At 60.8% G+C, this 22,243-nt stretch carries 18 protein-coding genes; 12 read left to right on the plus strand and 6 right to left on the minus strand.

Annotation, left to right across the window (positions count from 1 at the left end):
• Positions 1–671: 671 nt before the first annotated feature.
• Positions 672–1,094, minus strand: a complete 423-nt coding sequence (locus tag HGO40_RS09625) for a hypothetical protein (RefSeq protein WP_250962798.1) — start codon at positions 1,092–1,094, stop codon at positions 672–674.
• A 1,457-nt stretch (positions 1,095–2,551) separates the two neighbouring features.
• On the opposite strand from HGO40_RS09625, the gene HGO40_RS09630 reads away from it, so the two are divergent.
• From HGO40_RS09630 to HGO40_RS09640, 3 genes are read left to right on the plus strand one after another with little or no spacing between them, the layout of a single operon-like run.
• The gene (locus HGO40_RS09630) at positions 2,552–4,300 is read left to right on the plus strand and encodes a carbamoyltransferase family protein (protein WP_250962799.1); all 1,749 of its coding nucleotides are present in this window, start codon (positions 2,552–2,554) and stop codon (positions 4,298–4,300) included.
• Positions 4,293–5,198 (plus strand): glycosyltransferase family 2 protein, encoded by a 906-nt coding sequence (locus tag HGO40_RS09635; RefSeq protein WP_250962800.1) that lies wholly within the window; start codon positions 4,293–4,295, stop codon positions 5,196–5,198. Before HGO40_RS09630 ends, HGO40_RS09635 begins: the two co-directional genes overlap by 8 nt.
• Positions 5,195–6,481 carry a CDP-glycerol glycerophosphotransferase family protein gene (locus tag HGO40_RS09640; RefSeq protein ID WP_250962801.1) on the plus strand — a complete coding sequence of 429 codons (1,287 nt, stop codon included), beginning with the start codon at positions 5,195–5,197 and terminating at the stop codon, positions 6,479–6,481. The genes HGO40_RS09635 and HGO40_RS09640 overlap by 4 nt, the downstream gene beginning before the upstream one ends.
• An 8-nt stretch (positions 6,482–6,489) precedes the next feature.
• On the opposite strand, the gene HGO40_RS09645 is transcribed toward HGO40_RS09640, so the two are convergent.
• Positions 6,490–7,122, minus strand: coding sequence for a BUD32 family EKC/KEOPS complex subunit (locus HGO40_RS09645; protein ID WP_250962802.1), 633 nt, complete (start codon positions 7,120–7,122; stop codon positions 6,490–6,492).
• Between the two features lie 153 nt (positions 7,123–7,275).
• On the opposite strand from HGO40_RS09645, the gene HGO40_RS09650 reads away from it, so the two are divergent.
• The 7 genes from HGO40_RS09650 to hldE all read left to right on the plus strand — a co-directional run bounded on the left by HGO40_RS09650 (position 7,276) and on the right by hldE (position 16,069).
• A complete protein-coding gene (locus HGO40_RS09650; protein WP_250962803.1) occupies positions 7,276–8,382 on the plus strand; it encodes a capsular polysaccharide export protein, LipB/KpsS family in 1,107 nt (368 codons plus the stop codon).
• A 150-nt stretch (positions 8,383–8,532) separates the two neighbouring features.
• Positions 8,533–9,579: an O-antigen ligase family protein gene (locus HGO40_RS09655; protein WP_250962804.1), complete on the plus strand. Its 1,047-nt coding sequence runs from the start codon at positions 8,533–8,535 to the stop codon at positions 9,577–9,579.
• Positions 9,580–9,712: 133 nt separating this feature from the next.
• Positions 9,713–11,503, plus strand: coding sequence for a lipid A export permease/ATP-binding protein MsbA (gene msbA, locus HGO40_RS09660; protein WP_250962805.1), 1,791 nt, complete (start codon positions 9,713–9,715; stop codon positions 11,501–11,503).
• Positions 11,503–12,399, plus strand: coding sequence for a GNAT family N-acetyltransferase (locus tag HGO40_RS09665; protein WP_250962845.1), 897 nt, complete (start codon positions 11,503–11,505; stop codon positions 12,397–12,399). Before msbA ends, HGO40_RS09665 begins: the two co-directional genes overlap by 1 nt.
• Positions 12,400–12,436: 37 nt before the next feature.
• Positions 12,437–13,870 carry a PIG-L deacetylase family protein gene (locus HGO40_RS09670; RefSeq protein WP_250962806.1) on the plus strand — a complete coding sequence of 478 codons (1,434 nt, stop codon included), beginning with the start codon at positions 12,437–12,439 and terminating at the stop codon, positions 13,868–13,870.
• 80 nt (positions 13,871–13,950) lie between these two features.
• The gene (gene cysC, locus HGO40_RS09675; RefSeq protein ID WP_502943246.1) at positions 13,951–14,553 is read left to right on the plus strand and encodes an adenylyl-sulfate kinase; all 603 of its coding nucleotides are present in this window, start codon (positions 13,951–13,953) and stop codon (positions 14,551–14,553) included.
• Positions 14,554–14,647: 94 nt separating this feature from the next.
• Positions 14,648–16,069, plus strand: a complete 1,422-nt coding sequence (gene hldE, locus HGO40_RS09680; RefSeq protein ID WP_250962808.1) for a bifunctional D-glycero-beta-D-manno-heptose-7-phosphate kinase/D-glycero-beta-D-manno-heptose 1-phosphate adenylyltransferase HldE — start codon at positions 14,648–14,650, stop codon at positions 16,067–16,069.
• A 145-nt stretch (positions 16,070–16,214) separates the two neighbouring features.
• On the opposite strand, the gene HGO40_RS09685 is transcribed toward hldE, so the two are convergent.
• The 4 genes from HGO40_RS09685 to HGO40_RS09700 all read right to left on the minus strand — a co-directional run bounded on the left by HGO40_RS09685 (position 16,215) and on the right by HGO40_RS09700 (position 19,794).
• Entirely contained in the window at positions 16,215–17,180 is a 966-nt protein-coding gene (locus HGO40_RS09685; protein WP_053117832.1) for a hypothetical protein, read from the minus strand.
• A 34-nt stretch (positions 17,181–17,214) separates the two neighbouring features.
• Positions 17,215–18,027, minus strand: a complete 813-nt coding sequence (locus tag HGO40_RS09690) for an aldo/keto reductase (protein WP_250962809.1) — start codon at positions 18,025–18,027, stop codon at positions 17,215–17,217.
• Complete coding sequence (locus tag HGO40_RS09695; protein WP_250962810.1) at positions 18,024–19,199, minus strand: FAD-dependent oxidoreductase; 1,176 nt, start codon at positions 19,197–19,199, stop codon at positions 18,024–18,026. Before HGO40_RS09695 ends, HGO40_RS09690 begins: the two co-directional genes overlap by 4 nt.
• Positions 19,200–19,461: 262 nt before the next feature.
• The gene (locus HGO40_RS09700; RefSeq protein ID WP_003197153.1) at positions 19,462–19,794 is read right to left on the minus strand and encodes a DMT family transporter; all 333 of its coding nucleotides are present in this window, start codon (positions 19,792–19,794) and stop codon (positions 19,462–19,464) included.
• Positions 19,795–19,897: 103 nt separating this feature from the next.
• Between HGO40_RS09700 and HGO40_RS09705 the strand changes: the two genes are divergently transcribed.
• Positions 19,898–20,788, plus strand: coding sequence for a LysR family transcriptional regulator (locus HGO40_RS09705; RefSeq protein WP_186708041.1), 891 nt, complete (start codon positions 19,898–19,900; stop codon positions 20,786–20,788).
• A 22-nt stretch (positions 20,789–20,810) separates the two neighbouring features.
• Entirely contained in the window at positions 20,811–22,085 is a 1,275-nt protein-coding gene (waaA, locus tag HGO40_RS09710; RefSeq protein ID WP_250962811.1) for a lipid IV(A) 3-deoxy-D-manno-octulosonic acid transferase, read from the plus strand.
• Positions 22,086–22,243 lie beyond the last annotated feature (158 nt).

A 22,243-nucleotide genomic window follows, 5' to 3' on the forward strand; every position in this document is an offset into this window, starting at 1 on the left:
GCGAGGGAGCTTGCTCCCGCTGGGCTGCGCCTGTAGGAGTTGTCGAGCGAAGCGAGGCTGCGATCTTTCCCCAGGCACTTGAGTCTCAAGCGAAAAATCAAAAGATCGCAGGCTTCGCCAGCTCCTACAGGGCCGAGCGGGAGCAAGCTCCCTCGCCACGGACCGCGTACACCTTTAGGCCGAGAAAGGGGCGGACTCGGGTTTGAAATGGACTGCCGCTATCGGCTATTGCGAGCAAGCTCGCTCCCACAGTTTTTTGTATCGTCTGCAAACATTGTGAGCATCCGCAAAACCATGTGGGAGCGAGCTTGCTCGCGCTAGCGGTGGTTCAGCTCCATAGAGGCCTACTTACCCCGCTCTTGCTTTGCTTTGGATCTTGCGTCCTATTAGACACGTTGGCCCAGTGGCGCCTGGCCGCAGAACAGTGCGGTGTATCGGGTCATTGAGGGGGCGGTTGCCGAAAGCGGTTGAGCGTTCGGTCTGATGTGATGAGCGACCTGGCAAAGGGAGTTTTTCAACTGTTTTTTGCAGCCTGGGTAAGGAAGGTTGACTATGTGGGATTTTTTTTCATGGCTGTATTCCCGCTTCCTGTAAATATCGTCCAACGCAAAGCGTTGGACGTTAAAAGGCGAGGCTTTAATATATCTATTTTTTATACCGATATTCTCGTGTTATTCATAAAAATTTACGTTGAATTCGGTCGATTGGGAAAAGCCGCAAACAGGATCATGAATTGTTAGTTTAGTGAAAACGTTACGGCCACCTCCTTCGCCTGGATTTTTGGGTATAGGAGTGACCGTTATAATTGCATCCGAAAATGATGTGTATTGTAATCCCCCCGTTCCCTCTTTCCATTCATATCCAATTTGCCCGCTAGGAGTTCTCGACCCGCTGGCATTGTAAGTCGCAGATTCCGACATTTTTCCGCTGTCTGGACGCTGGATATCGATGTGGATAGGTTTTTGTGCCCCGTCTTCCATCTGGCCAGTGTTAGGGTTGTGTGTAGGATAGTAGCAAGTTTCATTAAGTGCGTGCGCACTCATGTTGAAGCATAGAAAGCTAACCGCCGCAGTCGTGAGCAATAACGTTCTCATGTTGTTTCTCTCCAAAGTTTTGCTGTTTAGTGCAAACATCCATAAATTCTGTTTGCAATGAGATGTTAGATGGCGTTGCTTCCATTGGGGCCTGTCAACTACGACAGTTTTTAATAATCAGTTGCGCTATTGATGTGATTTTTTAGGCTCTGTACGTAAAGAGATGTCCCAGACAACGCATGGAACAAGCCAGTGAGACCATGGCTGCGTGCTTTTCTCGAGCTTGTCGAGACGTGTGACGATGCGGTGGCTTTCTTTCAGCAACCGCTCATGCATTCGATAATGTTGCGCTGCCGGTATTTGGGTCGATCAAACGTAAGCGATCCATGACCTATATATTCAGCTGTCGTGAGCAGCCTACTGTGTTAGGTCAGACTTCTGGCGCTGCGAAGTGACAAGACGCCGGCGAGTTAGCGCAGCACTGTTCCGCAGCACAGCGGCTTAGTTTAGAGGGCAAAAAGAGCGCTTTATGATTTTTGGTGATGTGGTTGATAACAAAAAACAATAAAAAACTGTCAGTCTTGACAGTTTGATTTTTAATTGTTTTTTTTATCTTTGGGTGACTGTCAATATTGAATTGACAGGGTGAAGAATTTACTGAGGAAATTCATATGTCACAGGAGCAAGCACTTATATGCCGGCGAAATAGTGAGCAGGCTATAGCGGGCGTTTATCGAGACCTGATTATCACTTCGGCAGACTCAGGTTCAGGAAAGATGGAGGGTCGATTGGACTCCTTTAATCTCGCATCGAAATTGGGGGGCGGCGCGATACATGACGCTGGGTTCCATTACGATGTCCCTTCAGAAGGCTCAACCGTGTGGTTTACGGTTGATACTGCAAAGTTTATTTTGAAAGCAGACGATAGAACATTTAGCAGGTTGTATGGCGAGGTGACTTTTGAAGACGGATCGGTCGAGGCTTGCGCATTTAAGAAGCCTTTCCCATAAAGCTTTTCTCTTCGCTGTATTCTTGGAAGAGGGAGCCGTATGGCTCCCTTTTTAAGAGCTGTGCTTTTGCTGTATCGGACATCTTCGCGTTTTTTACGTCGTACGGTTTGCGCGGATCATCAACCACTCAGTACCAGCCTTACAAAGTAATGAAAAACTTCATGCGTGGAATGTGGGGGCTGCGGATGTGTGGCGTATGACCGTGAGATTGCCCACCGCCGATGGTTATGAAGCAATCCATGTCATGACTACTGGTCTCGGCCACCATGACTATGAATGCCCATAAATGGCTTTTTAAATAACATCATCGCAGCGAGCCGCCTATCCGGTGGGCAGGTTTTCCATTGGTCTATTGGCAACGCCTCGCAGGCCCCACTCACCGCTAGAGGCTTAAGGCCGCTTTTACGCTATAATCCCGCCCTTTAGCTGCCCCGCACCCCTGATGCGCGGCACATCCATTTTTTGCGGCGCTTGTCGCCCGTATGCAGACATAAGAGGCTAGACCCTGTGGCATTGACGATTCTTGGCCTGTCCGGCGCCCTTAGCCATGATCCTTCCGCAGCGCTGTACATTGACGGCAAGCTGATCGCGGCGGCCGAGGAAGAGCGCTTCGTACGCGATAAACATGCAAAGAACCGCATGCCCTACGAGTCGGCGAAGTTCTGCCTGGAGCAGGCCGGCATCAAGCCTTCCGACGTTGATGTGGTGGCGATCCCCTTCGCCCCGATCAGCCTGTTCGGCGAAGCGCGCTGGCACTACGCCAAGCGTTACTGGTACGCCCCGGACCGCGCCCTCGACGCGATCCTGATGGGCAACCGTCGCTACAAGCGTTATCGCCGCAAGATTGTCTGGTGCCTGGAACAACTGGGCTTCGATCCGAAAAAGATCAAGATCGAACCGGTCGAGCACCACCTGGCCCACGCTTCCAGCGCCTACCACTGCTCGGGTTTCCAGGAAAAAACCGCGATCCTGGGCATCGACGGCAAGGGTGAGTACGCCACGACCTTCTTCGGCTATGGCGAAAACGGCAAGATCCACAAGATCAAGGAATGCTTCGACCCGGACTCCCTGGGTGGCCTGTACGGCGCGATCACCGAGTTCCTCGGTTTTGAAATGCTCGATGGCGAATTCAAGGTCATGGGCATGGCGCCCTACGGCGATGCCAGCAAGTACGATTTCTCGCGCCTGGCCTCGTTCGAAAACGGCGAATTGGTGATCAACACCGACTACGCCAACGTAATCGGCCTGCGCCGTTATAAAGAGAAGGGCAAGGGCTTCTACTTCTCGCCGAAACTGATCGAGTGGCTCGGTCCGAAACGTGAAGGCGACATCGCCGACGAACCGTACATCCACTATGCGGCGAGCATGCAGGCGCTGTTCGAGAAGCTCGCACTGCAAATGATCGACCACTACCTGGGTGACGTGCTCAAGGAAACCGGCAAGCTGGCCTTCGCCGGTGGCTGTGCGCTGAACGTCAAGCTGAACCAGAAGATCATCGCCCGTGACGACGTCAAGGAGCTGTTCGTGCAACCGGCTTCCGGCGACGCCGGCACGGCAGTGGGGGCGGCGGCTTATGTGTCCCACGCCCGTGGCGTGCCGGTGGAGAAGATGGAACACGTCTACCTCGGCCCCGCCTACAGCAACGAAGATGTGATCGCCGCGTGCGCCCGTCATCCGAGCAAGCCTGAGTGGCGCAAAATCGACAACACCCCAGAGCGCATCGCCAAGATCATGGTCGACGGCAACCCCGTGGCCTGGTTCCAGGGCCGCATGGAGTTTGGCCCGCGTGCCTTGGGCGGTCGCTCGATCATCGGGTGCCCAAGCGCCAGTGGCGTGGCCGATCGCATCAACGAACAGATCAAGTTTCGCGAGCGCTGGAGGCCTTTCTGCCCGTCGATGCTCGACACCGTTGCACCGCAGATGATCAAGGTCGACCATCCGGCACCGTTCATGACCTTCACCTTCGAAGTGGCCGAGGAATGGAAAACCCGCGTGCCGGAAGTCGTCCATGAAGACGGCACCTCCCGGGCCCAGGTGCTCAAGCGCGAATACAACCCGCGCTACTACGACATGATGAAGGCCCTGGAAGTCCTGACTGGCAATGGCGTGTCGCTGAACACCTCGCTCAACCGTCGTGGCGAGCCGATGATCTGCTCGCCGACCGACGCGCTGAACATGTTCTTCGGTTCCGACCTGCAGTACCTGATCATGGAAGACATTCTGGTGGTCAAGGACGGTGTGGACGCTTATGACTGAAGTGCTGGTCAGTGTCATCATTCCGGCCTACAACTACGCCGAGACCTTGCCTCGCGCGGTGAATTCAGTCATTGCGCAGTTGAGCCAAGCCCAGGCTGAGTTGTTGGTGATCGACGATGGTTCCACCGATGCAACGCCCCAGGTCCTGGAGCAATTGCAGGCCGAACATGCCGGGGGCTTCCGAGCCTTGCGCAAGCCCAACGGCGGTCTGTCATCGGTCCGAAACCGCGGGATTGAGGAGGCTCGGGGGCAATACCTGATCTTCCTCGACGCCGATGATGAGATGGCACCCGGTGCCCTTGCCGCGGTGACCCAGCATATAACCAGTCATCCCGAGACTCGCCTGGTCATCGGCGGCCACTGGTCGGTGTTTGCGGACGGACGTCGTGTCGAGCATGAAGTAAAGCCACTACCGACCACACCGCGTGGGCGTGTTCGGGGTTATCTGCTGGACAAGACGGTGACGCTGTCCAACGGTGCCTGTGCAATGCATCGCGAAGTATTCGGGCCGGGCAACTACCCAGAGCATCTGCGCAACGTCGAAGATATCCCGGTGTTTGCCCAGGTGCTGGCGCGTTTTCCGTGCACCGTACTCCCACAGCCGCTGGCGCTGATCCACAAGCATGGCGACAGCATGCGCCATGACCTCAGGCAGAGCCTGGCGGCGGGCGTGGGCATGGTGGACGAAGTGTTTTCCCCGGCACGCATGCCGCAGGAACTGCAGGACCTGCGCCAAGCCTTCATGGCCCAGCGATGCCTGTCGTTGTTCCGCGATTGCTACAGTGCCGGCGACTATGCCAATGCCAAGGTTTTTTATGCCCAGGCCATTCGTACCGATCTTCGGTCTATCACGCGCTGGTCCTACACGCGCAAGGCCATCCGGTTGTTGTTCAAGTGAGCGCCTCGAGGTCTGACGACAATAGGTTCCAGGCCGACGGAAGCTGGGCCCGAAAGGCGCATGAACTGGACCGCTATCGCTGGAAAGTGCTGCGCGAGCGTCACGGTCGCCTTGGCAGTCTGTTGCGACTGGCTCGTGATGTGCTGGTGGATGTCGCGACTGGACTGCGCGCCAAGGCGTGCCTGAAGCGTTCGACAGGCGCGGCACCCTGCCAAGTGCTGCTGTTGCATTCGGCACCGAAGTCCATGGCACTGCAGCGCAAGAACGTGCTGATCGATGCCCTGCGCAAGCGCGGCCATCAACTGACGGAGGCCGCGCTGCGCTCTCCTGCCGACGCGTGCGCCCAGCGTATGCTCGTGGCGCCGCCACAGGCCGTACCCCTGCGTTACCTGGTCTATGCCGCCCACGCTCAATGGCTGGTGGAGACCTACCGACCCAAAGTATTGATCAACGAACGCAATGGCAGCCTCCATGCGCCGTTCCTGCGCCTGGCGTTGGCTGCGCAGGGTGCCCGGTTGCTGCACCTGGCCCATGCCACGACGTTGGAGTCATCCCGCCGGCTGGGTATGAACGACTACGATTATTACGGCGTTTTCGGGCGCAGTTCGCTGGAAGCCTTGCAAGAGCGTCGACTGCGGTTCGGTGAGTCGACAGTGGTGCTGGTCGGTTCCTACCTTGTCGACGAAAGCTATGACCTGCCTGTCGCTGATCCCTGCATCAAGACATTGTTGGTCTTGGGGGTAGGGCCTGATCGAGAAAAAGAGTCCGGTTATGAGGATAGCTATCGGCTGCTGCGCGATTGGGCCGGGCGCAATCCGCATTATCGCCTGCTGTTCAAGCGCCACCCGCGCAGCAAGGCGCAATTCTGGATCGACGCGGCGACGCGATTCGCCAACGTTGAGCTGCTGGATATCGACTGCTCGCTGGCACAGGCACTTGCCCAGGCCAGCGTAGTCGTCAATATCATGTCCAATGCCGGCATCGAGGCGGGGCTGGCAGGCCGGCCGGTGATACATGTGAATGCTGGCAACGATGTGGATATTTTTTCCCACGCGTTGTTCTTCGGGCCGCAAGTGCGCGACGAGCAGGCTTTTTCCCAGCAGTTGCAGGCGCTAGAGCGCGATTATACGGATTGCGTGGTCAAGGCCCGCGGCTTCGCCGATTATCACTTGGTACACGGTTCCAAGGGGTTGGCAAAGACCGTCGAGCTGGTCGATGACTTGTTGCGCGACAGGGATCCCGCGCAGGACTTCGAATTATCCAGGCTGCCTGCCGCCGGCTGACTGGCGATTCAGGTACCGAGCGCGAGCCTCAGCTCCCGTTCGTTGCAGGTCTGCTGATGGCTGAGGTAGTGCTCCAGGAACCGATTGTTCCTGAGCAGCCATTCGCGATCCTGGCGGTAGCGCAACATGTGTTTGAAGTTGCGCAGGCGCAGCCCTTTGCGCAGCGGCTTGCCATAGGCCCTCAGGTCGGCGACGTCGATCAGCCCCAGCGTGTCTTCAGGTGTCAGCACGACGTTGCCCAGGTGCGCGGAGCGAAAATAGATGCCCTTCTGGTGGAGGCCAGCCATGAACTCACCGAGTCGTGCCTGAAGGTCGGCAGGGGCATCCCCGTCCAGCAATTGACGAAGGGTGCGACCAGGCAGCGGGTCGTAATGGACCGCGTCACGCTCGATGGAGGGAATGCGAAAGACCTGGCGAACCCGCGGACACTCAATGCCGCGCTCGTGCAAGGCCTGGCAGTTGTCGGCAAAGCGCCTGGCATACGGCGACCATAGCGCGGAGGTCAGCAGACGCTTGCGCCGGAACAGCTTGAGTATCGAGCCATCGGCCAGGCGCAGCACTTTATCCCCTTGGCGATCGGCTTCGAGGACATCGGCACCTTCGCGCAGGTCGAGGTAAACAGTAGGATCAAGCGTTTGCATCAAGGCTCCAAGGCTTGGCCCGATGGGAGGGGCAGCCGGGTATGTTAGCGCAGTGTGCAGGCGGCAAAAACCGCTGTGGTATAGTCGCGTCAATTTTCACCGGGGCGTTCGCCTTGTTCACGGCTCGCCTGGCGCCGTCTTTCTGGATATTCCATGACGAAAACGCTGTTCATTTCCCTGGCCAAGCACCAGGGTCTTTATTTCAATCGCTTGCTCAACGAAACCGAGCTGCAAGGTAAAGTCGTTTCTCCTCAACACATGCCCTGGCCAAGGTCTCTGCGAATCTCCAGGATTGTTTCGCGCATCGATTGGTCGAGCCTGATCGAAGAGAAATGCGAGGAGCGTCGGGTCAAGAAAAAAAACAATGGCACGCTGTATCGCCTGTTGCTACGCCTCGAACTCCTGTGGATGGCGCTGCGCGCCCAGGCCTTGCTTGACCGGGAGCGCCCCGATGCGTTGGCGTTCTGGAACGGCGCCCATCGTTACTGCCGGTTGCTGGCGGCACTGGCGCCGGCCGGTTGCAAGACCTTCTTCTTCGAAAACGGCCTGTTGCCCGACACCACTACGGTGGATCCGCGCGGCGTGAACTACCTGAACGCGGTTCCGCGCGACGCAAGTTTCTACCTCGATTACCCGCATCCAGTGCCGGAAAGCCAAGCTGCGCCGGTGCTGATTCCTCGTGCGCCACGCAGTGCCGGACCGGCCCCGATCATGCTGCCCGCGCAGTTCGTCTTCATTCCGTTCCAGGATGATCGCGACAGTCAGGTCCGCCTGTTTTCCCCCTGGATCAGGAACATGCGCGATATGTTTGCCTTAGGCGAGCGACTCGCCGAGGAGACGGGCATGACTGTGGTGTTCAAGGAGCACCCGTCCAGCCGCGAGACCTACCCCGAGCTGCACGAGCGCACCCATGAACGCCTGCTCTTCGCCAACGGCAATGCCACGCAACAGTTGATCGAGGCCAGTCAGTTCGTGATCACGGTCAATTCGACCGTGGGGCTGGAAAGCCTGCTGCTGGGCAAGCCCGTGCTCACGCTTGGCCAAGCCTTTTTCAATGTGGAAGGGCTGGTGATGCATGCTGATAATGCCGACCAGGTCATGGCGTTGGCCCGTGGATTCCCGCAATGGCCGCTCGATGAGCGCTTGAGGCGCAACTTCCTTCATTATCTTTCCGAGAGCTACTGCATCAAGGGCAGCTGGAAAAATGCCGATCAGGCTCAATTGCAACGGGTCGCCGATCGGATTCTGAGCAGAACCTGAATGTTGAACACTATAAAAAGACTTATCGACCAGGACGTCCTGGTGGCATGGGCGTCCATTGGCTTTCTGGTTCTTCTATGTGGTGCTTGGGTACTGCCGGAAAACAAGCTTTATCACCAGTTGTTGATTTTCCTGCTGTGGCTGCCTGCCTTGCTGGCGTTGTTCCGTCGGGATTTTCGGTTGTTGCTCAAGCAGCCCGAGTGCGTGTTCTACGCATTGTTCATGGCCTGGACGTTGCTGGTGCTTTGGATCGAGGGAGGAGAGAACGTCCTTGGCAAGGTCAAGGTCACGATCTATGTGACACTGACGCTGTCTGGCATATTGCTGGCGGCACAGAACCGTGCATGGCGGTTCGAGTCGATGTTGCTGTATGCATCGATCGTGGGCGGTGTTTTTGCTTTGGCCTCTTGGGTCTATTTCTACCCGTTCAGCGCCCGGCCTTTCAGCGCGCGAGTACTTGCGATCGGTTTGTGGGACACCGCCATCCCTGCCGCGCATGCGGTGGGAGCCCTTGCGATCATCGGCACATTCATGTTGCAGACCAAACGTTTCAGCCCTTGGGTGATGATGCTTCTGATCATTCCTGCCTTGGGGTACGCGGTATTTTTGGGCTTCAACCAGACCCGTGGTGTATGGATCGGCCTGCTGGCCGGTCTGTTGATGGCGGGCGTGGCGCGACCGTCGCGACTGGCCGCGGCATTGATCGCTCCGGTGATTGCCGGGATCGCATTGATCGCCGTATTCGCGCCGGAAATCTTTCTGCAGCGTGGTGTGTCCTACCGTCCAGAGCTATGGGGTGCTGGCATTCGATTGATGTTGGAGCATTGGGCAACAGGGCTGGGTTTCCATGAATATCTCATTCCTGTCGCCGAAATCCGGCGGCCATTCAAGCATCCCCATAACCTTTTCCTGGATACCGGTGTACGCCTCGGTGTGCCTGGCCTGATGTTGTATGGCTTGCTATGGCTGGCTGCGGGCTGGCGTGGTTGGATTTCGCGTGCGCAACCGCTGGGTCAGGTGCTGCTGATACTGTGGGTCTTCTCCGGCGTGTCATTACTGACAGATGGCATTGGCCTATGGCTCAAGCCCAACGCGGACTGGCTGATTACTTGGCTGCCCATTGCGCTGAGCATAGTATTGGCGGCTCGGGGTAACCCCGGCATCAAGGTTTCCAATGGGAGTGTTCCTGCCTCCTGATCATGCGGCCGTGCCGTGAGGAGCCCTCCTGACGGCACTCCCACTCCTTCGTCCTGGCTGGGCCAATGTTGCAATTGGTTCGCTGTTACAATCCGCAGCTTGTCTGTCTTTTCAAACGTGCGAGGCGCACCGAATGGCCAATTCCGACCAGCAATCGAGCATGAAGATTTACGTGCGATTGCTAAAGTACGTACTCCCGTATTGGGGCGCTTTCGCCGTCAGTATCGTTGGCTTCGTGTTGTTCGCATCCAGCCAGCCGATGCTGGCGGACATGCTCAAGCATTTTCTCGACGCACTGCAAAAGCCCAATGACACCCAGTTCATGGGGGTATCGCTGGTACTGGGGGTGCCGCTGCTGATCGTGCTGATCGCGGTCTACCAGGGTATCGGTTCTTTCCTGGGCAACTACTACCTGGCCAAGGTCGCCCGGGGTGTGGTCCATGACTTGCGTTGCGCGTTGTTCGACAACCTGCTGACCTTGCCCAACCGCTACTTCGACAACCACAACTCCGGTCACCTGATTTCCCGCATTACCTACAACGTGACCATGGTCACCGGCGCCGCCACCGATGCCATCAAGGTCGTCATCCGGGAGGGGTTGACCGTGGTGTTCCTGTTTGGCTACCTGCTCTACAGCAACTGGAAAATGACCCTGGTGTTGCTGGCGATCCTGCCGGTCATTGCCCTGCTGGTGAGCAGCGCGAGCAAGAAATTCCGCAAGCAAAGCAAGAAAATCCAAGTGGCGATGGGCGATGTGACCCATGTGGCGTCGGAAACCATCCAGGGTTACCGCGTGGTGCGCAGCTTCGGCGGCGAAAGCTATGAGATCGAACGGTTCCACAAGGCCAGTGCCGATAACATGAACCGCAGCCTGGGCATGACGCGCACCCAGTCGATCTACACGCCGATGCTGCAACTGGTGATCTACATCGGCATGGCCGTGTTGATGTACCTGGTGCTTTACCTGCGTGGCGATGCCTCGGCAGGTGAGCTGGTGGCCTATATCACCGCCGCCGGCTTGCTACCCAAGCCTATCCGCCAGTTGTCGGAAGTCAGCGCCACGATCCAGAAAGGGCTTGCCGCGGCGGAGAGCATTTTCGAGCAACTCGACGAAGAGCCTGAAGTCGATACGGGGACCCAGGAGATGGCCCGGGTCAATGGTCGGCTGGAAGTGCGCAACCTGAGCTTCCAGTACCCGGGCACGGAAAAACTCGTGCTCGACGATATCTCCTTTACCGCCGAAGAGGGCCAGATGATCGCCCTGGTAGGGCGCTCGGGCAGCGGCAAGTCGACCCTTGCCAACCTCATCCCGCGTTTCTATCACCACGACAAGGGGCAGATACTGCTCGATGGCGTGGATGTCGAGCAATACCGGCTGAACAACCTGCGTCGACACATTGCCTTGGTGAACCAGCAGGTCACGCTGTTCAACGACAGCGTGACGAACAACATTGCCTATGGCGATCTCGCCGGTGCACCGTTCGAAGATGTCCGCAGGGCGGCCGAAGATGCCTACGCCGCCGAGTTCATCGAGCAAATGCCGCAGGGCTACGACACGCTGGTGGGCGAGAACGGCGTGCTGCTTTCCGGGGGCCAGCGCCAGCGCCTGGCGATTGCCAGGGCGTTGCTCAAGAACGCTCCGCTGTTGATCCTCGATGAGGCGACATCGGCCCTGGACACGGAGTCCGAGCGCCACATCCAGGCCGCCCTGGACCAGGTGATGAAAGGACGCACCACGCTCGTCATTGCCCACCGGTTGTCGACGATCGAAAAAGCCGACCTGATCCTGCTGATGGACAAGGGGCGTATCGTCGAGCGTGGCACCCCCGCCGAGCTGTTGGCGCTGAATGGCTTCTATGCACGCCTGCTCGATAAGGATTTCGTCGAGGGCGCCGACGAGCCGGCGAAGGAGTCCTTCGTTTGATCCTGAGTTACTGGCGGGCCTGGCGAGAAAGCGGGTGGACCCCGATAGACGCAGCGACTTATGCCCAAGCCTGGCATCAGTTCGGCGGCAGCGTGGCGCCACACCCCGATGTGGGCGAGCGCCTGGCCGGGCTGGTGGGTATTCCGGTGCGCTACCTGGGATGGCTCGTCGATGGCCAACTGCACGCCGCCATGCCCACCTGGGGGCGGCATGTGGCGCTAGCCAAGGATGTGCTCAAGCGTGAGGGCAAGCGTGGCATGCTCGACCTGGGCAATGCCGAGGTCATCCTGCCGGTCAGCCAAGGCGCCCAGGTTCGCCTGCGGCACCGCGTGCGGTATGTGTCCGAACTCAATGCTCCGCACGTCACTGGCCTCGTCGAGCAACCGGAAGGCCTGGCGCTGGCGCGTGAGCCAGAGGACTACAGCAAGAAGTTCCGCTACAACCAGCGCCGCGAACAGCGGCTGCTGGAAGACGCGGGGGGCAGTATCCGGCCCATGCTCGAACTGACCCCCGGCGAACAGGCCGCAGTGTATGCCGACCTGTTCCAGCGTCGCTGGAATTTCGAAGTGCCGGGCAAGACGCATCTGGCCGAGGTGTTCAGCCTGATGCGCGAATTCATGACCGGGTCGCTGATTTATCTGAATGACGAACCGGTGGCGATCCAGATTCTGTATCGGGTCGAGGCGCCCGGCTGGTTCAGCCTGGAATATATCAATGGCGGGGTTGATCCGCAGAGCCGCGACTTCAGTCCGGGCAGCGTGCTCAGCTTTGTCAACACCCAGGCCGAGTGGGAACTCGCCCGGGCAGCGGGCAAGCCGCTGCGCTACTCGTTCGGCCGCGCCGATCGCGAATACAAGGATCGCTGGTGCAACCGGGTTCCGGTCTATCAGGTTTGAGGGAGCACACGCAGCCCATGAGAGAGAGAAGAGAACCGTGAGCGCACGCAAGCAGCAACTGCTCAAACGCCATCGTCAACGCAAGCGCCTGGTACTCGCTGGCGTGCTGCTGGCGGCGCTGGTGCTCGGCTTTACGGTTTCGTGGTGGTCGTTGCCGGTATTTCTCCTGCTGGGCTGGGTTGCCCACGAAGCCTGGTTCTCCGATCATCTGTTCTATGCTCCGGGGGACGATTATCGCTATGACTTCCCGCCAGGTACGCCTCGGTTTCCCGTCAGTTTGACGGGGGGGAGGCTGCAACTCACGGGTGAATTCGACGCCGGGCAGACGCTGATCTTGCAGGTACGGGTAAAAAACCATTGGCTGGGACGCTTCCTCGACCCCCAAGTCTGGATTGGAGATGATCGCCAGGATCTCGAACGGGGCGTTTTCGGCGAGCGTTTTCTCAACCTGTCCGGACAAGGTTCGGCACTCGCGGATGGCACCCTGGCATTGCGCGGGCGTTTTTGCAGCATTGCCCCGCAGGCTACGTTGCATGTGCTGAGCAATCCGGATTTCGGCCAGCAGCGCCTGCTCATCGTCGCCCCCCATGCCGATGACGCCGAACTGGCTGCATTCGGGCTGTACAGCCGTGCCAGCGATGTGGCTATCGTGACGCTGACCCAAGGGGAAATCGAAGCCGAGCGCTATCGCGACATGGGCCTGGACCCCGCCGAGGCCGCTCGTCTCAAGGGGCGCTTGCGCAGTTGGGACAGCCTGGCCGTGCCGTTATGGGGAGGCGTGGCGCAACAGCAATGCGTGCAGCTGGGTTATTACTGCTTGCAGTTGGATGCCATGGCGAAGGCACCCGACCAAGGCTTCGGCTCGCGGGAGTCGGGCGAGAGCGATATCCGCCAGGTCCGCAGGTTCAATGCCTTGAGCCTGCCGGGTGACAGTGATGGCTTGCCCACGTGGCGCAACCTGGTGGCCGACCTGGCACGTCTGCTCGAACATCACCGGCCCGAGGTGGTGTTGACGCCGCATCCCGAGCTGGATCCGCACAGCGATCATGTCGCCAGCACCCGAGCGCTGATGGAGGCGATCGAGCTCAGTGCCTGGCGGCCGCGGACCTTGCTGCTCTATGCCAATCATCTGCACGACAACGACCGCTGGCCGATGGGGCCGGCAGGCCATGGCATTGCGCTGCCGCCGGCCATCGAACCCTTGCCGGCCGATGGGTTGTGGAGTCCGTCACTGGACGCTTCCACCCGTATGGACAAGGCCATGGCCCTGGGCATGCAACATGACTTGCAGGGGCGTCCTCCGTTCAAGCGGCGTTTGCGCCGCGCCATCCAGCGCCTGCTGGCCGGGCGCCGCTGGCCGCGCACCGGAGAAGACGAGTTTTTTCGCAAGGCGGTCCGGCGGCATGAGCTTTTCTGGGTTCGGCACTTGGACACCTCGTTGCAGGATGATCGCCAGGCCAGCCGCTCCTGATTCGTTGACGTGCCCGAGCCCGCCTGTGCTTTACTTTTGAGCAGCCGGCAGAGCTGGGAGATGCTTGATTCATGGAAAAGATGTCAAAGGTATCGACACATCAACAGAATTCGCCTCATGCCTCGACGGTTTCCCCCGAGGCCAGGGCCGCGATCAAACGCCAACAACCGCTATGCGTCTGGCTGACCGGGCTTTCCGGGGCGGGGAAGTCGACACTGGCCAATGCGCTGGAAGTGCGGCTGCACGAGCAGGGGCTTCACACCTGCCTGCTTGACGGTGACAACCTGCGCCGGGGTTTGTGCAGCGACCTGGGCATGACGCCTGAAGCGCGCAATGAGAATATCCGACGCATCGCCGAGGTGGCGCGGTTGATGGTCGACGCAGGGCTGATTGTCATCGTTGCGGCCATCTCACCCTTTCGATCCGACCGTGAGGCGGCGCGCCAGTTGTTTCCCGAGGGTAGCTTCCTGGAAATCTATGTCAGCACGTCCTTTGAGGTCTGTGCCCAGCGGGATCCAAAGGGGCTTTATCGGGAAGCGCGTGCCGGCCGCTTGAAGAATTTCACTGGCCTCGACAGCCCGTATGAAGCTCCCCTGGCCCCCGAGGGCAATATCGACACGGACGGCCTGGCGCTGCGCGAGGCCTGCGAGCGCTTGTGGGCATTGGTACGGCGTTGCCCCTGAAAGCGGCTATTGCATCCGGTTGCAGCCGTGCAAGAGCCTTCCTCAACCCTGTGCTAATATCGCGCCCCTGTTCATTTTGTATGTGGGATGCTCCATGAAGTTGTCCATGCCGCGATTCGATCAAGCCCCTGTATTGGTGGTCGGCGATGTCATGCTCGACCGCTACTGGCATGGCGGTACCTCACGGATTTCCCCTGAGGCGCCGGTACCGGTGGTCAAGGTCGAACACATCGAGGACCGCCCCGGTGGTGCCGCCAACGTGGCCTTGAACATCGCTGCCCTCGGCGCGCCGGCGTCCCTGGTGGGCGTGACCGGTGACGACGAGGCCGCCGACAGCCTGACCAACAGTCTCAAGGGGGCGGGCGTACGCGCGATATTCCAGCGCGTCGCGCACCAGCCGACCATCGTCAAGCTGCGGGTCATGAGCCGTCACCAGCAACTGCTGCGCATCGATTTCGAAGAACCGTTCGCCACCGATCCGTTGGCCCTCGGTGCCGAGGTCGACAAGCTGCTCGAAGGCGTCAAGGTCCTGGTGTTGTCGGACTACGGCAAAGGCGCGTTGAAAAACCACCAGTCGCTGATCCAGGCCGCCCGTGCCCGTGGCATTCCGGTCCTGGCCGATCCCAAGGGCAAGGATTTTTCCATCTACCGGGGCGCCAGCCTGATCACGCCGAACCTCAGCGAGTTCGAAACCATCGTCGGCGGTTGCGTCGATGAGCATGAGTTGGTGAGCAAAGGCGCGCAGTTGATGCCAGACCTCGACCTCGGTGCCTTGCTGGTGACCCGTGGCGAGCACGGCATGACCTTGCTGCGCCCCGATCACCCGGCGTTGCACCTGCCGGCCCGTGCCCGTGAAGTGTGCGACGTGACGGGCGCCGGCGACACGGTGATTTCCACCCTGGCCGCGGCGATCGCTGCCGGTGAGGAATTGCCCCACGCGGTGGCCTTGGCGAACCTGGCGGCAGGCATTGTCGTCGGCAAGCTTGGCACGGCCGCCATCAGCGCCCCCGAGCTGCGTCGCGCCATCCAGCGCGAGGAAGGCTCCGAGCGCGGCGTGCTGGGCCTGGAGCAGTTGCTGCTGGCGGTGGACGACGCCCGCGCCCATAACGAAAGCATTGTCTTCACCAACGGTTGCTTCGACATCCTGCACGCCGGCCACGTGACCTACCTCGAGCAGGCCCGGGCCCAGGGCGATCGCCTGATCGTCGCGGTCAATGACGATGCCTCCGTCAGCCGTCTCAAAGGACCCGGGCGTCCGATCAACAGCGTCGACCGGCGCATGGCGGTCCTGGCTGGCCTGGGCGCGGTGGACTGGGTGATCAGTTTCAGCGAGGGCACGCCGGAGAACCTGCTGCGCCAGGTCAAGCCGGATGTGCTGGTCAAGGGCGGTGACTACGGGATCGATCAGGTCGTGGGCGCGGACATCGTCACGGCCTACGGCGGTACCGTGAAAGTGTTGGGGCTGGTGGAAAACAGCTCGACGACGGCGATTGTGGAGAAGATCCGCAATAACTGAGCCTGTGTACTGCAGCCAGCTTGCTTTTTGTGGCGAGGGAGCTTGCTCCCGCTTGGGTGCGAAGCGCCCATAAAAAATGGGATTGCTGCGCAACCCAGCGGGAGCAAGCTCCCTCGCCACAAAAGCGCTCTGAGTCGTGTGGTTTCTAACGAGCCACCTTGCGCGGCACGATCTTCTTGAGCAACTGCCGGGCCTTGCCCTTGAGTCGGGTCAGGCCCGACTCCTTGCCCGGTGGCGTCAGCCCTTGCTGGCGCAGCCAATCCTTCCAGCGAATCCGCTCGTCGCGCACCAGCCAGCCGTCCTGCCGGGCGAAACTTTCCGCCAGGTACAGGCCACGGGTGCTGGCCGGGTGCAACTGATCCTTTTTCAAGGTGTACAGCTCGGGCAAGGGCTGCCCGTCCTGCAGGGGCATCAGGTACAGGTCCGGGCGCTTGCGGTCCAGGCGGGCCACCAGTTGGTCACCTTCCAAGCGTTCATCGACGTGAAACAGGCTCAGGGACTTGGCTTCCTTGGGCACATCCAGGCGCAAGTCATAAATCAATTGCAGCGATGCCGTCGGCAGGTGCACGTAGGCCCGTGGCCGCTCGATCAGTTGCAGGTTGGCGCTGCGCACCGGGCGGGCCGAGCCCGACAGCGGCGTCAGGCGAAACGGCAAAGCTTCGCGGTAATGCAGGGCCGTGGCGTAGGGGGCCGGCAGCCAGGTGTCGTTGAAGCGTCCACCCAGCCAGCCTTCAGGGGTTTCCAGCAGGCACTCTTCGGCAATTTCGCTGATGGCGGTGAGCAGCGGCAGGTTCAGTTCGTGGGCCGGGACATAGCCGGAAATCAGCTTGAGCACCACGTCGCCGCGATCCTGCCGACGCTGGCGCACCAGCACCCAATAATCGCGGTTCTGCCAATGCAGCGTCAGGCGTACCGAGACGCCCAGATTGGCCAGCTCCAGGGAAAAACGCTCGGCATCGGCCACCGCGACAGGGCGGCGGCGCTGCAAGGTCTGGGCGAAATTCAGCGGCATCCCGACACTCTGGTAAGTCAGGCCTTCGGGGGTCGCTTCGACGAACAGGGGCAGGGTCTTGAAGTTGCTTGGGTTCTTTCTGATGAGCGTACGCGGCATGTCGGCTCCTTCCTTCAGGCCGCGTAGGGCGGCGTCAGTGTTTACGCAGGACCGTGGCGACGGTCGCGACGTTGTGGGCGAGGTGCAGCGGATTGATGGTGCCGACAATAGCACTGGCGACCCCAGGATGCTCAAACAACAGTTCGAAACTGGCGCGAACCGGGTCTACCCCGGGGCTCAGGCAGACGTGGCCGCTGGCCAGGGCTTTTTTCACCAGGATCGCTTTGCCGTGTTTGCTGGCGTAGTCAATGACAGCCTTTTCGTTTCGTTCGTTCAGATTGTAGGTGACCATCGCGCAATCGCCTTGCTCCAAGGCTCTGAGGCCGCCGTCGACGGTCTTGCCGGAAAAACCGAAGCCGCCGATCTTGCCCTCGCGCTTGAGCGCCGCCAGCGTCGGGTAGACCTCGCTGTCGTTGAGGATCGCCAGGTCGTTGCCGTCGGAATGCACCAGGATCAGGTCGATATAGTCGGTTTCCAGGCGCTTGAGGCTGCGCTCCACCGAGAGTCGGGTATGGGCGGCGCTGAAGTCGTGGCGCGACTGGCCGTCACTGAATTCTTCGCCGACCTTGCTCACAATCACCCAGTCCTGGCGTTGGCCACGCAGCAGCGGGCCAAGGCGTTCTTCGCTGCGGCCGTAAGCCGGCGCGGTGTCGATCAGGTTGATGCCCAGGTCACGCGCCAGTTTGAGCAACATGCGCGCTTCGTTGTCATCGGGAATCTGAAACCCGTTGGGGTATTTGACGCCCTGGTCGCGGCCCAGCTTGACGGTGCCCAGGCCCAGGGGGGAAACCCGCGGGCCGTTATGGCCGAGGGGGCGGTAGAGGTCATGCAGGGTCGCTTGGATCATGGCAGCAGTTGCTCCCAGGCAGGCACGCCCATGGGCGGCTTCGGCAGGTCCGGCAGCGGGGCCGGGTGACTGGGTTGGATGCCATCGCGTTGCAGCGCGTTGAACACCCGATCGGCGAAGTCCGGGGCCAGGGCCAGTTTGGTCGGCCAGCCCACCAGCAGGCGTTCCTGCTCGGCGAGGAAGGCGTTATCCGGGCGGGTCAGGCCTGATTGCAGCGGTTCGGCGCGGTCAACCCGCAGCGTGGCCCATTGCGCGGTGCTGAGGTCGACCCAGGGCAACAGTTGGCCGAGTTCTTTCTGAGCTGCGGCGATCTGTGCCGCGGGCTCGCGGGCGACGGCATCACCTTCGGCAAGGTCGCCCCCCAGGTACCAGACCCATTGGCCATCGGCGGCGGGATGGGTAGTCACGGTGACGCGTGGCTTCGGTCCGCCGCCCAGGCAATGGGCGTAAAGCGGCTTGAGGCTCGGTCCCTTGACCAGGACCATGTGCAACGGCCGCGTCTGCATGGCCGGTTTGTTCAGGCCCAGGGCCTTGAGCAGGTCGGCGGTGCCCGCGCCCGCGCTGAGGATAATGCGTTGGGCACGGATCTCGCGGTCGTCGACCTTCAGCCCGACCAGCTCACCGGCTTCGCGCAGTGGCTCGATGCGCTGCCCGGCCAACAGGCTGTCGCCGGCCAGTTCCGCCAGGCGCGCGATCAGGCTGGGCACGTCGACCACCAGTTCGGCCAGGCGATAGACCTTGCCCTTGAAGCGCTTGTCTTGCAGGGCCGGCGGCAGTTGATCGCCCTTGACTTGGTCGACCCGTCCGCGCACGGCCTTGCTGGCGAAGAAACTGGTGAGGTTGCCGGCCAGGGTGCCCGGGGACCAGAGGTAATGGGCGTCGGACAGCATGCGTACGCCGGACAGGTCCAGTTCGCCTTCACCTTTCAGGGCTTCGCGCCAGCGGCGCGGCATGTCGGCGATGGCTTCCGAGGCCCCGGTCAAGGCGCCATGCAACGCGTACTTGGCGCCGCCATGGATGATGCCCTGGGATTTGCCACTCTGCCCGCCGCCGAGGCTGGCGCTTTCCACCAGCACAGTCGAGAACCCCTGGCGACGCAGGCGGGCGTTCAGCCAGAGGCCGGCGACGCCTGCGCCGACAATCAGAATGTCGGTGGAAATAACGGATGGCATGAGCGACCTCAGTGTTCAAGACGAGGGCGCAGTATACAGACTCGCTGCGCAGGGCATTTGTTGGCGATCAACGTAGGCCACATGGGAGCAAAGCTTTTGTGGCGAGCGAGCTTGCTCCCGCTGGATCGGGCAGCGGTGCCCAGCTTTTTGGGGCTGCTGCGCAGCCCAGCGGGGGGGACCGCCCTCGGCACACCGGCCGTAAGCCCGCAGTTGGGGGGGGGCCAGCTCAATATCGGTGTGTTCCAACTCAATGGCAGTGTTTTCAGTGCCCAGCAGTCTTGGAAAAGAGTTGGATCACGACAACCCCAAGAACAATCAACGCCATCCCCAACATCGCCGGCACGTCCAGTTTCTGCCCGTAGATGAACAGCGCCGCCACGCTGACCATGACGATTCCCAGTCCGGCCCAGACTGCATAAGCCACGCCCACCGGTACGGTGCGCACCACCAGCGTCAGCATCCAGAACGCAGTGCCGTAGCCAACGATGACCAGCAGCAAGGGCAGGGGTGTGCTCAGGCCCTTGATCGCTTTCATCGAAACGGTGGCGATCACTTCGGCGCAGATGGCAATGGCCAGGTAGTAGTAGGCGTTCATGGGCGATTCCTCTTTGACGGTTGCATCTTTCGATGGGGCCATTCTAGAGATCGTCCAGATGCGGTAAAGTCATTACCTATCTGTATTGGAGATAGGTTGAGCCATGAACGTGCAGTGGAACCTGGAGCAATTGCGGTTGTTTGCCGAAGTCGCCGAGAAGCGTTCGTTTTCCGCCGTGGCCCGGGACCAGCGCAAGGCGCAATCGGCCATCAGCAGCGCGATTGCCTTGTTGGAAGACGACTTGGGGGTGAGCCTGTTCGACCGCAGCAGCGGTCGCCAGCCTAAACTCACCGATGCGGGCGTGGCGCTGCTTGAGGAGGCCAGGGAAGTGCTGCGCCAGTGCGAGCGCCTCAATGGTCGCGCCCTGGCCTTGATGCGCGGGCAGGAAGCATCGCTGCGCCTGGCCCAGGACGAGGCCATGCCTTATCAGCCGGTCATCGACAGCCTGGCGGCCCTGGCCGAGCAATTCCCCACCCTCGAAGTGCAACTGGCCAGCGCCGCCCAGGGCGATGTGGCGCGCAAACTGGTGGAGCGGCGCGCCGACCTCGGCTTGCTGTTCTATCACGATCAGATCCCCGAAGCGCTGGAGCGCCGGGTGCTGGGCAGCGTCGAGATGGTCACGGTGTGTAGCCGGGGCCATCCTTTGGCGAACCACGCGTATGTGAGCTGCCGGGACATGGCCCGGCACCGCCAGTTACTGATGGCGACCCAATCGAGCGTCTATCCCGGTAGCGAGCAGGCCAGCCCGCAGGTGTGGCGGGCCGACAGTTTCTATGTGTTGGCCGAATGGCTGAGGAGTGGCCTGGGCTGGGCGTGGCTGCCACGGCATGTGGTGCAATACCCGGCGTACCTGGGCGATATGATCGAGCTCAACAGCGAATGGACCCCGCCGGCCCTGGTGGTGGAACTGGTCTGGCGCCGCGATGAACCCCTGGGCCCGGCCGCTCGTTGGCTGGCGGAACGTTTTGCCGTGCAGTTGCAGGCGATCGGCTGAAAAACCGATAAACTCCGCCGCCATGAACAGAACTCTCTATAGCGCATTGTTTTATCTGGGGCTGCCACTGGTAGCGATTCGGCTGTGGCTGCGGGCCCGCAAGGCGCCGGCTTATGCCCGGCGCATTGGCGAGCGGTTCTCCTGGGGGCTGCCGGCCATGGCCCCGGGGGGCATCTGGGTGCACGCGGTGTCGGTGGGCGAGAGCATTGCCGCCGCGCCGATGATCCGCGCCTTGCTGCAACGTTATCCACAGCTGCCAATCACCGTTACCTGCATGACGCCCACCGGATCGGAGCGAATCCGGGCGCTGTTCGCCAACGAGCCGCGTATCCAGCATTGCTATTTGCCTTACGACTTGCCGTGCGCCGCCAAGCGTTTTCTTGACCAGGTTCGGCCGAAACTGGCGGTGATAATGGAAACCGAGCTGTGGCCCAATCACATTCACCAATGCGCCCGGCGCGGCATTCCCGTGGCCCTGGCCAACGCGCGGCTGTCGGAGCGTTCGGCGCGGGGTTATGCCCGCTTTCCCAAGCTCACCCGGCCGATGCTCGCCGAGATGAGCCTGTTCGCCGTACAGACGGAAGCCGAAGCCGAGCGTTTTCGCCAATTGGGGGCTCGGGCGGAAACCGTCGAGGTCACCGGCTCGATCAAGTTCGACCTGACCATCGATCCGCAGTTGCTCGAAAGTGCCAGTGCCTTGCGCCGTGAGTGGCAGGCGGTGGACCGCCCGGTGTGGATCGCCGCCAGCACCCATGAGGGTGAGGACGAAGTAGTGCTGGCCGCCCATCGTCGGCTGCTCGACAGTTATCCCGATGCGTTGCTGATCCTGGTGCCCCGTCACCCCGAGCGCTTCGATTCAGTGCATCAACTGTGTGTAAGCGAGGGGCTGGTCACGGTGCGGCGCTCCGGTGGGCAACCGGTTACCGCCCAGGCTTCGGTGTTGCTTGGCGACACCATGGGCGCACTGCTGTTTCTCTATGCGTTGGCCGACAGCGCGTTTGTCGGTGGCAGCCTGGTGCCCAATGGCGGGCACAACCTGCTCGAACCGGCGGCCCTGGCGAAACCGGTGCTCAGTGGGCCGCACCTGTTCAACTTCCTCGAAATCGCCGCGCAACTGCGTGCCGCCGGTGCGCTGGCCGAAGTGGAGGATGCCGAGAGCCTGGCCCTGGCGGTCCAGCGCCTGTTCGAACTGCCCCGGGACGCCCAGCGCATGGCCGAGGCGGGGCTTGCGGTGATGCGCCGCAATCAGGGCGCGTTGCAGCGGTTGCTGGAGGGGTTAGGGCGGTTGCTCGGCTGAGCTGTTGTGGCGCGGGAGCTTGCTCCCGCTCGGCTGCGAAGCAGCCGCTAACCGGTCATCACGATTCTGACTGACAGAGCGCGGTGACTGGTTTTGGGCCTGCTTCGCAGGCCAGCGGGAGCAAGCTCCCTCGCCACAGGTAGGTCGCCCCACCACAG

The sequence above is a fragment of the Pseudomonas sp. CG7 genome, from assembly GCF_023701885.1.
Lineage (GTDB): Bacteria > Pseudomonadota > Gammaproteobacteria > Pseudomonadales > Pseudomonadaceae > Aquipseudomonas > Aquipseudomonas zanjanensis.

Coding starts and splice junctions, on each gene's coding strand:
- HGO40_RS09625 (WP_250962798.1), bottom strand. CDS start 1,094: ATGAGAACGTTATTGCTCACGACTGCGGCGGTTAGCTTTCTATGCTTC.
- HGO40_RS09635 (WP_250962800.1), top strand. CDS start 4,293: ATGACTGAAGTGCTGGTCAGTGTCATCATTCCGGCCTACAACTACGCC.
- HGO40_RS09645 (WP_250962802.1), bottom strand. CDS start 7,122: ATGCAAACGCTTGATCCTACTGTTTACCTCGACCTGCGCGAAGGTGCC.
- HGO40_RS09650 (WP_250962803.1), top strand. CDS start 7,276: ATGACGAAAACGCTGTTCATTTCCCTGGCCAAGCACCAGGGTCTTTAT.
- msbA (WP_250962805.1), top strand. CDS start 9,713: ATGGCCAATTCCGACCAGCAATCGAGCATGAAGATTTACGTGCGATTG.
- cysC (WP_502943246.1), top strand. CDS start 13,951: ATGTCAAAGGTATCGACACATCAACAGAATTCGCCTCATGCCTCGACG.
- hldE (WP_250962808.1), top strand. CDS start 14,648: ATGAAGTTGTCCATGCCGCGATTCGATCAAGCCCCTGTATTGGTGGTC.
- HGO40_RS09685 (WP_053117832.1), bottom strand. CDS start 17,180: ATGCCGCGTACGCTCATCAGAAAGAACCCAAGCAACTTCAAGACCCTG.
- HGO40_RS09690 (WP_250962809.1), bottom strand. CDS start 18,027: ATGATCCAAGCGACCCTGCATGACCTCTACCGCCCCCTCGGCCATAAC.
- HGO40_RS09695 (WP_250962810.1), bottom strand. CDS start 19,199: ATGCCATCCGTTATTTCCACCGACATTCTGATTGTCGGCGCAGGCGTC.
- HGO40_RS09700 (WP_003197153.1), bottom strand. CDS start 19,794: ATGAACGCCTACTACTACCTGGCCATTGCCATCTGCGCCGAAGTGATC.
- HGO40_RS09705 (WP_186708041.1), top strand. CDS start 19,898: ATGAACGTGCAGTGGAACCTGGAGCAATTGCGGTTGTTTGCCGAAGTC.
- waaA (WP_250962811.1), top strand. CDS start 20,811: ATGAACAGAACTCTCTATAGCGCATTGTTTTATCTGGGGCTGCCACTG.